This is a genomic window from Neobacillus sp. KR4-4, assembly GCF_042136325.1.
In the GTDB taxonomy this organism is placed as follows: domain Bacteria; phylum Bacillota; class Bacilli; order Bacillales; family Cytobacillaceae; genus Neobacillus.
The window spans coordinates 88,121-100,638 of sequence record NZ_JBHHJU010000020.1 but is presented as its reverse complement, the minus strand read 5'-3'; the positions used below and the strand labels follow the sequence as shown (position 1 = coordinate 100,638).

General features: G+C 36.1%; 14 protein-coding genes and 1 riboswitch. Of the genes, 8 read left to right on the top strand and 6 right to left on the bottom strand.

What is annotated here, in order from left to right:
• Positions 1-250: 250 nt before the first annotated feature.
• Positions 251-571, bottom strand: coding sequence for a hypothetical protein (locus ACE198_RS19000; RefSeq protein WP_375376689.1), 321 nt, complete (start codon positions 569-571; stop codon positions 251-253).
• Positions 572-751: 180 nt separating this feature from the next.
• Between ACE198_RS19000 and ACE198_RS18995 the strand changes: the two genes are divergently transcribed.
• On the top strand, positions 752-1,525 hold the full coding sequence (locus tag ACE198_RS18995; RefSeq protein ID WP_098575489.1) for a class I SAM-dependent methyltransferase: 774 nt from the start codon (positions 752-754) through the stop codon (positions 1,523-1,525).
• An 88-nt stretch (positions 1,526-1,613) separates the two neighbouring features.
• On the opposite strand, the gene ACE198_RS18990 is transcribed toward ACE198_RS18995, so the two are convergent.
• Positions 1,614-2,021, bottom strand: coding sequence for a VOC family protein (locus tag ACE198_RS18990; RefSeq protein WP_251463083.1), 408 nt, complete (start codon positions 2,019-2,021; stop codon positions 1,614-1,616).
• Positions 2,022-2,428: 407 nt separating this feature from the next.
• Between ACE198_RS18990 and ACE198_RS18985 the strand changes: the two genes are divergently transcribed.
• Positions 2,429-2,563, top strand: a complete 135-nt coding sequence (locus ACE198_RS18985; protein WP_257148568.1) for a hypothetical protein — start codon at positions 2,429-2,431, stop codon at positions 2,561-2,563.
• Positions 2,564-3,230: 667 nt separating this feature from the next.
• Here the strand turns inward: ACE198_RS18985 and ACE198_RS18980 are convergent.
• Complete coding sequence (locus ACE198_RS18980) at positions 3,231-3,434, bottom strand: hypothetical protein (protein WP_098576459.1); 204 nt, start codon at positions 3,432-3,434, stop codon at positions 3,231-3,233.
• Between the two features lie 557 nt (positions 3,435-3,991).
• On the opposite strand from ACE198_RS18980, the gene ACE198_RS18975 reads away from it, so the two are divergent.
• The 3 genes from ACE198_RS18975 to ACE198_RS18965 all read left to right on the top strand — a co-directional run bounded on the left by ACE198_RS18975 (position 3,992) and on the right by ACE198_RS18965 (position 6,886).
• Positions 3,992-4,615, top strand: coding sequence for a nucleotidyltransferase family protein (locus ACE198_RS18975; RefSeq protein WP_375376688.1), 624 nt, complete (start codon positions 3,992-3,994; stop codon positions 4,613-4,615).
• 4 nt (positions 4,616-4,619) lie between these two features.
• Entirely contained in the window at positions 4,620-5,822 is a 1,203-nt protein-coding gene (locus ACE198_RS18970; protein ID WP_375376687.1) for a macrolide family glycosyltransferase, read from the top strand.
• A gap of 68 nt (positions 5,823-5,890) precedes the next feature.
• On the top strand, positions 5,891-6,886 hold the full coding sequence (locus tag ACE198_RS18965; RefSeq protein WP_375376686.1) for a zinc-dependent alcohol dehydrogenase family protein: 996 nt from the start codon (positions 5,891-5,893) through the stop codon (positions 6,884-6,886).
• A 517-nt stretch (positions 6,887-7,403) separates the two neighbouring features.
• Here ACE198_RS18965 and ACE198_RS18960 read toward each other — a convergent pair.
• On the bottom strand, positions 7,404-7,796 hold the full coding sequence (locus ACE198_RS18960) for a hypothetical protein (RefSeq protein WP_375376685.1): 393 nt from the start codon (positions 7,794-7,796) through the stop codon (positions 7,404-7,406).
• Between the two features lie 28 nt (positions 7,797-7,824).
• Positions 7,825-7,908: riboswitch (cyclic di-GMP riboswitch) on the bottom strand.
• A 191-nt stretch (positions 7,909-8,099) separates the two neighbouring features.
• On the opposite strand from ACE198_RS18960, the gene ACE198_RS18955 reads away from it, so the two are divergent.
• Positions 8,100-8,951 (top strand): alpha/beta fold hydrolase, encoded by an 852-nt coding sequence (locus tag ACE198_RS18955; protein ID WP_375376684.1) that lies wholly within the window; start codon positions 8,100-8,102, stop codon positions 8,949-8,951.
• Between the two features lie 288 nt (positions 8,952-9,239).
• Here the strand turns inward: ACE198_RS18955 and ACE198_RS18950 are convergent, their stop codons facing one another.
• Entirely contained in the window at positions 9,240-9,656 is a 417-nt protein-coding gene (locus ACE198_RS18950; RefSeq protein WP_098576466.1) for a MerR family transcriptional regulator, read from the bottom strand.
• A gap of 289 nt (positions 9,657-9,945) precedes the next feature.
• Here ACE198_RS18950 and ACE198_RS18945 point away from each other — a divergent pair, with 289 nt between their 5' ends.
• Both ACE198_RS18945 and ACE198_RS18940 read left to right on the top strand, forming a co-directional pair.
• On the top strand, positions 9,946-10,986 hold the full coding sequence (locus ACE198_RS18945; protein WP_375376683.1) for an NAD(P)-dependent alcohol dehydrogenase: 1,041 nt from the start codon (positions 9,946-9,948) through the stop codon (positions 10,984-10,986).
• A gap of 139 nt (positions 10,987-11,125) precedes the next feature.
• Positions 11,126-11,566, top strand: a complete 441-nt coding sequence (locus ACE198_RS18940; RefSeq protein WP_375376682.1) for a cell wall hydrolase — start codon at positions 11,126-11,128, stop codon at positions 11,564-11,566.
• A 58-nt stretch (positions 11,567-11,624) separates the two neighbouring features.
• Here ACE198_RS18940 and ACE198_RS18935 read toward each other — a convergent pair whose 3' ends face one another.
• The gene (locus ACE198_RS18935; RefSeq protein ID WP_375376681.1) at positions 11,625-12,257 is read right to left on the bottom strand and encodes a LysE family translocator; all 633 of its coding nucleotides are present in this window, start codon (positions 12,255-12,257) and stop codon (positions 11,625-11,627) included.
• Positions 12,258-12,518: the final 261 nt, after the last annotated feature.

Sequence of the window (12,518 nt, the reverse complement as noted above, 5' to 3'; positions counted from 1 at the left end):
CGGTTTACTTGACGGGATCAAAGTCCCACGGGTGCGGACGTTCTACCCTGGCTACTGTTATAATAAGACCATATAAATAAAGGTCAACCAGAAATATTTTCTTATCTGGTTAACCTTATAATACGAACGGATGCGTTTCTACAAAAAGTGGAAACGCTTTTTCTTATTCCAATGATCGAGTGTTTTCGGAAATAATCAGGTAGAGTAGTATGATAAAAGGAACTTCAATGATTTGAGTAGACCTTTTTTTTTAAATTTTTACCTCGATCCCGTTTTCAAGATAAATTGTTTTTTTACATCCGGTTTGGTATTCCAAATATTCGAATACATTTTTTGCTGTGCTTCTGACCAACACGCTCAGGCCAAGGTTGTCAAACAAGCGTGCATAGCAGCGGAGGATCAACGTATCATTTTCAATGAACAAATGATAATAGACGGTTTCTTTCTGAAGTTTCGAAAAACAGTGGATAAATAGATAGTCATCTGTTGGTACTATTCCTTTTATCAAAAGTTCTTTTTGAATGATTCGTTTTATTTCCGCCAATTGATTCTCTGATAAATTTATTTTCATACCAGTTTCACCATCTTATGTTTGATCTAAATAGTGTTTCCAATTTCATTATACGAAAGTGCAAGTTCGCCTGTCACAATGGACGAATTAGTTAAGAATTTCTATAAAGATTAAACAAAGGATGATTCATTTCCTTTATAATAATAACAAACAAAAAATAGATGATTAAGGATAGCTGATATCTTGAAAACAAAAACAAAATACCAAACCTGGATTCGAATTTACAAACTACTAATTTTTGTGGTTATTTCACTTAGTCTTCTCTTGAGTACATTATTCCCTGTTCCTATATTTCTGCGAGTTTTGTTCGGAATGTTGGCGCTGCCTTTTATTTATATAACATTTATCCTTGCTTATTCTGTTTACCAATTCGCACCAGTCGGGGGGAATTATCAGTCCAAAATTCATGATTTAATAGTTTCCAAGGTGAATGTGGCTAAAAAGGGAAACATTCTAGATATAGGGACAGGAAGTGGTTCCCTGATTATTAAACTGGCAAAGACTTTTCCAAATGCCTATTTAACAGGAATTGATTATTGGGGCGGGAATTGGGAATATTCGAAAGCTCAATGCCAACAGAATGCTGAAATAGAAGGGGTCTTTGATAGAATTGACTTTCTGAAAGCAAGTGCTGCAGCGCTTCCTTTTAATGATGATGAATTTGACGTAATTGTCAGTTGTTTAACATTTCATGAAGTAAAAGATCGAAGTGATAAAACTGAAGTAATGAAAGAGGCATTAAGAGTTTTAAGACCTGGTGGTGAATTTGTTTTCTTAGATTTGTTTATGGATGAAAAAATATTTGGGGATCAAAGTGAGCTATTAAATGTCTTAAAGAAACATGGGGTATCTGAATTGAATAGCTACAAACTTGCGAATGAAATGAAATTGCCCAAGCTCTTATTGAACAAAAAAGTATTAGGTAATGCAATGATTTTAAGTGGAAGAAAATAAGCGGATGATAATCCAATTTGATTCAAATGCATGAACAAGCAATAGAGCTGAAAAAGGATCTTCAGCTCTGATGTATGATGCGATTTCCCTATCTATTCACTGTAAACATCCAACTAACACCATATTTGTCCTTTACAGAACCATGCAGTTTGGCAAAGAATGTTGGTTGAAGATCCATAAAAACAGATCCACCATCTGCAAGGACATTCCATGCCTTTTTCGCTTGCTCTTCAGAGTCAAGCTCAACACTGATGACCACTTTCTCTCCGTTTGGAATGTCCCGTTTTCCATCCGAACCCATAATGATGCCTGAATCGGTTAATTTCAATTGTGCATGAAGGACAAGGTTTTTATCGCTTTCAGAAATTGGAAAATTAGGGTCTGGCGGCATCTCACCGTATTTTTGCATTAAAATCATTTCGCCATCAAAAGCTTTTTGATACCATTCAAAAGCCTCTGCACATTCTCTATTGAACATTAAATAAGGTTTAATCATTGCACAGTCTCCTTTAACATTAACTTAGGCTAACAGCTGGTAGGGTCCTAATAAATATTATATACGAACATTAATCGATTTACAGAAAGAATTATAATTCGGACAAGATTGCCTTTGAAGTTTCGAAAGCTGTCCGAAGACGACCGAAGTTCGGACATGATTGCCTTTAAAATTTACGAGAACTGTCCAAAGACGAGCGAAGTTCGGACAAGATTGCCTTTGAAATTACGAAAGCTGTCCGAAGACGACCAATGTTCGGACATGAGTGCCTTTGAAATAACAAGAGCTGTCCGAAGACGATCGCTGTTCAGACATGATTGCCTTTGAAATTACGAATGCTGTCCGAAGACGACCACGTTCGGACAAGATTACGATTTTATTCATACATTTCTTGTTTGGTTTAAGAAATGGCGAAAGCTAAATTAATTCTCTATCCTCAATTAAAAGTGAAAATGGGTGCTTTGTTAAGGACGATGATCGCTGCAACGGTCATTTTCTTGTCCTATAACGTGGCAGGTTCCTTTAAGAATGATTATAATTGAATAAAGAACTTAACTCAGAGGTGTTGCTGTGTCTTTATTAAGGAGGTATATGATGAAGTTTTTTATAAAGTTAAATATTATTAGTGTGTTATACGCAATAGCGTTGTTTATAGCAATCGAACTCATAATAAATGTATCTCATATTAGTATGTTAACTGGCTGGGAATGGGATAATGTTTACATTTTAATTGCTGTTATTAATGTTATTGGACTTCTACTTTCGACAATCTTATTCATTTACTTAACAAAAAAATGGAATATTAGTAGAAAATACAGCTATTTGTCACTCCTTTTGTGGCTACCATATTTTATTCTTTTTTTCTCCTTTTTCCCTGTTGTTTTTCCTATTAATGTAGGCGTAGAACTATTTCCGAGATTTAGCCTTCTGATTTATGGGTCTGGCATTCTGTATCCAGTTTACATCTTATTTATTAATATATATGCATCACCTCTAAGTACAGATTATGAAATAAGGCATTAATAATGCACGTCACCTAATTTAAGGTATTTCATAGATTATAAATCAACAATAATATTTAACACTTAATCTAACGGGTTCTATAGCTGAAGAAAGCCACTGATTTTTATCAGCGGCTTTTTTGTTTGTTTAATGAAAGACTTCCTGCGATTAACTATTTACTTCAATCACGGCGGAATTCTAATTACATTATTCCATTAATAATTCGTGGACAATGTGTTGTTTAAAATCTTTTGGCTTATCCAATAGTATCCCTCTACTTGACGCAGCTGCAATTATTAGTCCTAATTCATAGTACATATTTTTAGAAACTAATCCTTTTGAAATCATTTTCTTCACTTCATAATAAAATTGAATCAAAAAATCACTTGGTAATTTTTCATACAAAGACATTTTAATAACACCAACTATTCCTACTGCTTTAATAGGAATAATATCAATTAAAACTGAAATTGAAAAGAGTTTTTTTCCAGATTCATAAATTTGTCATTTTTACAGATAAGTTTGACAATACTGTTTTAATCTTGTTGATCTAACTTAGCAGGCTACTTGAAGAACTTAGTTCTCCATCTATTTTTTCAATCAATCTTATTCGAATCACCAAATAAACAAAAAATGCATTATAATAATCTAAAGTTTAAACTAATACAGATAAGAATAGTAACGGATAAAAGTAAATGTTTTTAAAGAATATTATAAGGAGCTTTATATGGAGATAAGATACAAATTAACAGATGAAGATTATTTGAATTGCAAAGATTGAGGAAATAAAGGCTTATCTTAAATTAAAAGTGCAAAAATGATTTACGATGAATATCAGCGCTCCAATTGTATGACTTGGGATATAGGAGCTGAAACGATGGAAGAAGTATCTTTAAGTATGGTATCGGAACTAATGGTCGTTAGAAACAGGAGAAATCCTATGCCTTTGCATGGTAAGGTGAAAATTCATGCATAAAATTGGTGCAATCATACTCGCTGCAGGTATGTCTAAACGAATGGGTGAACCTAAATTATTACTATCCATACATGGCAAACCTCTTTTTCTTTATGTCCTTGGACCAGTCGTTGAAAGCTCTTTGGATCCGATCATCTTGGTTGCCGGTAAATACATAGAAGAAATCCATCAACATACTATGGACTTTCCAGAAATACAGATCATTTTTAACCAGAATTATGCTGCTGGGATGTCCACTTCCCTAAAACTAGGAATCCAATCTATCAAAGAACAGGTGGATGCTGTTATAATTTTCCTAGCGGATCAGCCGCTTGTTTCTAGGACAGTCATCCAATCCTTAATGGAAAATTATGAAGCAAGCAGGAAAGAAGGAATTCGGATTGTCCGCCCAGAATATCAAGGCGAATTAGGCCATCCGGTCTTAATGGATGCAGAATTATTTAACGAATTCCATACAATTGAGGGGGATAGTGGCGGTCATAGCATTATCAAAAAATATAAGCACGTAATGAAGATTGTTTCATTTGACAATCCAATGTGGGGAGCGGATGTTGACACCCCTGATGACTTCATGAAGATGAAACAGTATTTTGATTCAAAACCTAATGAGGAGTGAAGAAATGGCACGTGTATTATTTATTAATGCCGGTTCAGAAGGGCATATCAATCCAACGATTGGAGTTGTAAAAGAACTTGTTTCGCGTGGGGAAGAGGTCGTGTACTTTACAATTGAAGATTTTCGTGAGCGGATTGAGAAGACGGGAGCAACAGTGCGTACGTTGGACGGTCAAAAATTTATACAGGCCTTTATCAAAGGTGGGAGAAGTTATTTACCAGAAAGGATTAACGGTCTTCTACATACGGCAGATATTGTTATACCTAGTGTGCTTGAACAGATTGAAGGTGAGCATTTTGATTACATCATCCATGATTCCATGTTTGGTTGTGGACGTTTACTTGCCCAAATCCTAAATCTTCCTGCCATCAATTCTTGTACATCCTTTGCGGAGACAAAGGAATCATTCGATAAACTGCTGGAACGGCTTTCAAAAAATATTCCTACAGAAGCAGCTAAGGAAATTAATGATGAATATCAACGCCTGACAGCAATGATAAAGGAAAAATATGATGTCGAGATTGCTTCTCCTTACGAAGTTTTTTGTAATCCAGCCCCACTCACAATCGTCTATACAACTAGAGAGTTTCAACCTTCTGGAGAAGCATTCGACCAAACTTTCAAATTTATAGGTGCTTCCATCTCCACACGATTAATGCAGGATGACTTTGACCTTGATACGATCAAAGGAAAAAGTCCTATTTACATTTCTCTTGGGACAGTTTTTAACCGTGCCATTGATTTTTATAAACTTTGTTTTGCTGCATTTGGAAATAGCGATCATACGGTTGTTATGTCCATTGGGAAGCAAACTCCATTAATTGATTTAGGAGAGATCCCTCAAAACTTTATTGTAAAAAATTATGTTCCACAAACGGAAGTGCTAAAACAGAGTAAATTATTTATCACACATGGTGGAATGAATAGTACCAATGAGGGTTTCTACTACGGAGTTCCGCTCATTGTAATCCCTCAAAGCGCGGATCAGCCGATTATTGCCGGGCAGGTGGCCAATCTCGGAGCTGGTACTACATTACCAATGCAAGGCTTGACTGCAAATCAACTTCGTGATGCCGCAGATCATGTGTTAAATGAACCATCTTTCCATGAAGCTGCTTCAACTATAAGGGAATCGATTCAAAAATCAGGTGGATATCACCAAGCGGTTGATGAGATTTTTGCTTTTAAAAGAAAATACGTTATATAAATAAAGTTCACATTATTTTAGCTACATTAAATACTTAATGTAAAATGATAGGAGAGGAGTGATATCAAATGAAAGCACAAGTGATTAAAAAATTTGGTGATCCATCTGTTTTTGAGATGGCTAAGGTTCATAAGCCTGAGGCAATTCCTGGGCATGTTGTTATTCATGTAAAAGCAACAAGTGTAAATCCAATTGATACAAAAGTTCGATCTGGAGTGGTATCTGCAATTGCACCAGAATTTCCAGCGATATTACACGGCGATGTAGCTGGAGTAGTTGTAGAGGTTGGAGACGGAGTATCAGAGTTCAAGATTGGTGATGAAGTCTTTGGTTGCGCAGGTGGTGTGAAAGGAACAGACGGTGCCCTAACTGAGTATATGCTTGCGGATGTGCAGCTTCTAGCTATTAAACCAAGAAATTTAACGATGGCACAAGCAGCGGCGCTTCCTCTCGTAACGATTACAGCATGGGAGTCACTTTATAATCGTGCGAATATTCAAAACGGCCAAACGGTCCTTATTCATGGAGCTACAGGCGGGGTAGGTCATGTCGCCATTCAACTAGCAAAGGTAGCTGGAGCAAAAGTATATACTACAGCTTCATCTGAGGAAAAATTAAACATTGGACAGCGTTTAGGTGCAGATGTGGCCATTAATTATCGAGAACAGTCAGTGGAGGAGTATGTAATAGAACATACAGATGGAAAAGGGTTTGACGTTGTGTTCGATACGGTCGGTGGCGAAAACCTAGATCGATCTTTCCAAGCTGCTGCCACTTACGGAACCGTATTATCCATCGCAGCACGCTCAACGCATGATTTGTCACCTCTGCATGCTAAGGCACTATCATTACATATTACCTTTATGATTTTAAAAATTATGAATAAGGAAAAAAGGCAGGAATATGGGAACATATTACGAAAAGTAACAAATCTTGTAGAGGAAGGGAAACTTCAGCCTTTAGTAGATGAAAGAGTTTTTAATTTTGATCAAGTAAATGAAGCACATACTTTTTTGGAATCTAATAAAGCAATTGGAAAGATTGTATTGATAAATAAATGGTAAAATTGTTTTTTTTCTAGAATAAGATTTGATTCTAATTGAAGAGCATTACTGGATTTTTGTTGATAGCAGACTCAAAAAGTCAATAAAATAGTGTAAATGTCTGTGTTAATAAAGATTATGGGAGAAACTAGTTAAAATAATGAAGGTATATAAGTTAAAGAATAACTTTAAAGGTTTAAAAAAGGGAACACAATTCTATTTGATTGCTGAATCTGAATTTATTGGAGTAAAAGATTTTGTTTTAAGAACGGAAGACTTAGCTGTCAGGATTTCAATAAATGAAAGGGAACTTCATAAAAATTTTATTTTATTGAAGTATGGTTGAAGGGTTTAAACAGTCAATTCTATTTTAAATTTCTACTAGTTTAAATTAGTCTAATGAGGCTCACTTTAAAAGGTCGTTGAAGGAAAAAGGATGCTATAACGGAAAAATCAGAGCTGCCAATTTTGGCAGCTCTTCTAACAACATCCATCATATTAAGAATCAAAAAAAGCTCCATTCAAGGCCATTGTAATATTACTGGTTAACACTCTTTTTGTTATTAGAGAGATGCCAAGTAAAGAAGTGTTTAATCTTCTCCTCTTTTTTCAGAACTTCGCAAAAAACTTCCGACGCATATTGATTAAAGAACGAACAAACCATTCCTTCTTTTTGTCCACAGCAACTATAAAACGAAAATCTTTTAAATTTTAAATTACTAAAATGATGATACATTTCATAGTTAATATATCCGTTTGGATAAAGATCAACAATTAAATGAAAGTAAGGAAAGGCATTCTTCACCTCAGGCTCTAAGTCCATTTTATCCCAATTTAATTTCACATCAATAAGAAGGCGAATACAATTGTCAAGTTCTTGAACTCCCCAGTCTTGATCTAGTATTGCATATTCCAAATTGATTTTTTTCATAATCTAGCCTCCTAAAATAAGTCCTATTTTAGGCAGCCCAGCCATCATAGTTTAAAACCTTAGACCCGTAGCTTTGCGTCCCAATCTTTCGAAAAGTTTGCCGTTATCTATAAACGATATGTAAATTATATTACAATTTTTTCAAAAATTACAAAATAAAGTTCTACAAATACCGACGTTTTATGAAAAAATTAGAAATCAATTCCCATTTCAAATATATTGTGAGTAGGTGGAAGAAGGGATTCTTGCCAGTAAATCGAATATTTAATTGTCGGAATATTAAAAATGAATGGTGGTGGTTGTATGTCTTCTCCTAGATCTAGGTTTGAAATGATTAATGGAATGGAAGTTCATTTTACAGAATGGGGAGATCCACAGAAACCAGCTGTGGTTTGTTGGCACGGTTTAACTCGAAATGGGCGAGACTTTGATACTTTAGCCCGCCATCTATCCCAAAACTACTATATCCTTTGTCCGGATACAATTGGGCGGGGATTGAGCCAATGGAGTTCTTCCCCCGAAAAGGACTATTGTTTTGAAAACTACAGTAACCTGGCGATTCAATTATTGGACCATTTAGGAATCGAACGGGTCCGATGGGTTGGGACCTCAATGGGTGGAGCCATTGGAATGCGTATTGCTGGAACGCTTAATCATCAGAACCGGATTTCACATTTAGTTTTAAATGACATTGGAGCAGGTGCTTCTGAAAATGCTGTTCAGGATATTGAAGGCATTAAACGAATTATTAGCTATGTAGGGAATCCACCGCAATTTAAAACCTTTAGTGAATTAAAGAAGTATTATCAAACCATTTATACCACATTTGGTCTTTCGAATGAAGAGGAGTGGAATGATTTTACCCAATACTCATGTAGAAGAAGCGATGAGGGTGGAATGAGTCCTGATTATGATCCAAACATTGCTTTGCAATTTCAGCACACAGAAGATCTAAACTTATGGAACTACTGGGAAGCAATTCAATCAAAAATATTACTCATTCGAGGAGAAATTTCCGACGTTCTTCCTCTTGATGTTGCGGAAAAAATGAAGCAAAAACCAAACTGTCAAATGGTAACGATTCCAAAACTTGGTCATGCCCCAGCTTTAAATACGGAAGAGCAAATTAGCCTTATTGAGAATTTTCTTCGGTAAATTGAAAGTTAATCTATTGAATTAGGGATGGATACCCAGGATGTGGCTATGCAAGGTTTAGTTTAAGTATTTTCAATCTAAAAAGCCGAGCATTTTATTTTGAATTGGGATGCTCGGCTTTTTTTCTATAGATGGTTTTATATACATTAACATTTAAGGAGAAATGTCCATAGCTCTAGTTCTTATGGACAAAACTCGTTAAGAGATAAAGTGAAATGTCCGCAATACCGGTTCTTACGGACGAAACTCGTCAAGCGAAAGGGAGAAATGTCCGCAATACTGTGAGCCTTAATTAATAGTAGAAACTTCTATTTTATCATTTTTATGAATATCTTCCGTGCCGGCATCCAATGCAGTCTTGTAATATAAGCATTTATGCTCGATTACTTCCATGGTTTTTTTTAGTTCTTCCATTTGTGCTTCTACATTTGCTTTTCGTTCCATAAACATGTCATATCGTTGTTGCAAAGTGGAATCCCCATCAGAACACCAATCAATGAAATTTTTAATCTCTTTAATAGGCATCCCAGTGGATTTTAGACATTCAATTACTTTTAGAGCGCCGATATCAGATTCTTTAAACATTCGTATTCCGCTAGGTGTTCGTTCTACAAAAGGAATAAGACCCTCCTTGTCGTAGTAACGCAAGGTATATACTGTAAGGTTTAATTCTTTTGCAACTTCGCTGATAGAATAAGTCTTCATCATTTATCTCCCATCCTTTTTGATATGGACTTCGAGTTAACTCTAGGATAGGGAGGATTTTATCACGCTAAATGCTTAATGTCAAAGGTACGTATACATAAAAAGGGAAATTAAAAGGCTAAAAATTTATTCGATTATTTTACTTGACCTAGAGTTAACTCTAAGGATTAATATTGTTTTGCAAGGGGAGAGAAGAGGGTAAATATGATAGAGGGGGAATTTGAACATGAATGAGTCCCGTTTAAAGTGAATCCTCTTGAAAAAATATAAATTATTGGAGGTTTTATTAATGGTAACTGCTAAAGCACGAGCTGTTGATGGTCCAGACCAACCGTTTCGAGCGGCTGAAATTAAAAGACGCGATCTTGATTCCCGTGATGTTCTGATTGAAATTAAATATGCAGGGATTTGCCATTCTGACATCCATACGGCTCACGGCGAATGGGGCCCCGTGAATTATCCACTCGTACCGGGACACGAGATTGCGGGAATTGTCACGGAAGTAGGAGCAGAGGTCACAAAGTACAAGATCGGTGATCGGGTAGGGGTTGGATGTATGGTTGACTCCTGTGGGGATTGTGAGAACTGCCGTAAAGGAGAGGAACAATACTGCCTGAAAGGAAATGTCCCTACATACGCTGGTGTCGACAAATACGGCGAGCCTACACAAGGTGGCTATTCTACCCACATCGTCGTAACGGAGAACTTTGTAGTCAGGATTCCTGATATCATTGGGCTTGATGCTGCAGCACCGTTACTTTGCGCAGGTATTACGACATTTTCACCACTAAACCATTGGGAGGCTGGACCAGGAAAGAAAGTAGCGGTTGTTGGTTTGGGCGGTCTGGGTCATATGGCTGTCCAAATTGCACATGCCATGGGTGCTGAGGTTACCGTTCTTTCACAATCATTGAAGAAAAAGGACGATGGCCTGCAATTAGGAGCAGACAACTACTATGCCACAAGTGATCCAGAAACATTCCAGAAACTTGCAGGAACATTCGATCTTATCGTCAATACTGTAAGTGCTAAGATTGATATTAGTGCCTACCTTTCGTTACTAGCACTGGATGGTACAATGGTCAACGTCGGTGCGCCAGGAGAGCCACTTTCATTAAATGTGTTCTCCCTTATCGGTCATCGCCGTTCATTTGCAGGGTCAATGATTGGAGGAATCCGTGAGACTCAGGAAATGTTGGACTTCTGTGCAAAACATAACATTGTTCCTAAGATTGAAGTAATTTCAGCAGACCAAATTGACGAAGCCTATAAACGCGTCTTAGCTTCAGATGTGAAGTATCGATTTGTAATTGACATCAGTACGATGTAACTTGTGTAAATGAAAGGATGTCCAAAAAGTCTAGCTTTTTGGACGTCCTTTTTTATTAAGCTTTAACCGTACAATCTGAATAAATAAACAGTGACATAGATAGTGTCCTTTTTTCATACTATATTTTGGGGGTGGAAAAATGCCACGAGTAAATTATCGAAGTTCTGATGTTGACTTAATGGCAAGGATGATGAGAGCAGAGGCCGAGGGTGAAGGAAAACAAGGAATGTTATATGTTGGTAATGTTATTGTGAACCGCCTTGTAGCCAATTGTTTAGACTTTAAAGGACTAAGGTCAGTTCCGAATGTAATTTATCAAGTACAAGGTGGAAATTATTCCTTTGAGGCAGTTCAAAAAGGGAATGTATTTTATCAACGATCAAGAACTTCTGAAAGAAGATTAGCAAAACAAAATTTGGATTATTGGAGAGACCACCCGGCGAAATATGCACTTTGGTATTTTAATCCACATGCTCCCTGCCCTCCAACATGGTATGGTCAACCTCAATCTGGACAATTTAAAGAACATTGTTTTTATGAACCAAAACCTGGAACATGTGATAGTGTTTATAGAGGCTAAGCTTACTCGACGAGTAAGCTTTTTTGAGTATTTAGAAATTTACCTAAAAATAAAACTTTTAATGATGAGCCTTTTCAAGAAATAGTCTAATCCCAAAGCCTATCAGTATGGTTCCCGTGAGTCCTTCAATAATATTTTGTGTTTTAGGTTTTTTCATAAAAGTACTAATCTGATGAATTAAATGGACATAAAGTACTGACCAAAGGACGGTCAATACAGTATAAGTGGTACCCATGATAACAAACGGTAAAAAAGTATTGCTTCCAGGGTCAACAAATTGAGGGAAAAAGGTTAAAAAAAGAATTGCAATTTTGGGATTTAAGAGATTTGTAAGGAACCCTTGTTTAAAACAAGATTTACTAGCAAACTTGCTTTTTGTATTCATCTCAGCACTTGCTGCTACTTCCTTGTTCTTTAAAGACCATAATGTCTTAACACCTAGATAAATTAAGTAAACAGCCCCCACATATTTAAAGACAGAAAATATTAATGCTGATTTCACAATGATGGCGGAAAGTCCTAATACAGCAGCAGACGTATGGATAAGAAGGGCACAACAAATACCAAAAAGTGTTTTAAGCCCCCCGGATTTCCCAGCGGTGACCGTATTTTTTGTAGTGATTGCAGTATCGGGACCGGGTAAAATGATAAAAAAAATACACATAAGAACAAACATATAAAAGTTTTCCATTGTAGTATCTCCTTCCTGATTTTGATAAGGTTTGAATATGTAATTCATTATATAAAAAGCGAGAGATTAATTGAAGATTAATCTTTTTGTGATTGTTTAGCTCCGCACCTGTTTTGAATGTTTTAAATTTGCTAAAATTTATATAATCATTTTTTAGAAAAAATTTTGAGATAAATCTACATCCCCCAGGTTTATCCTATTTTGAAAGGAGATAGGCATAAAATGAACAGTCCGATCTAAGTTCTCCCGTAAACAATACTA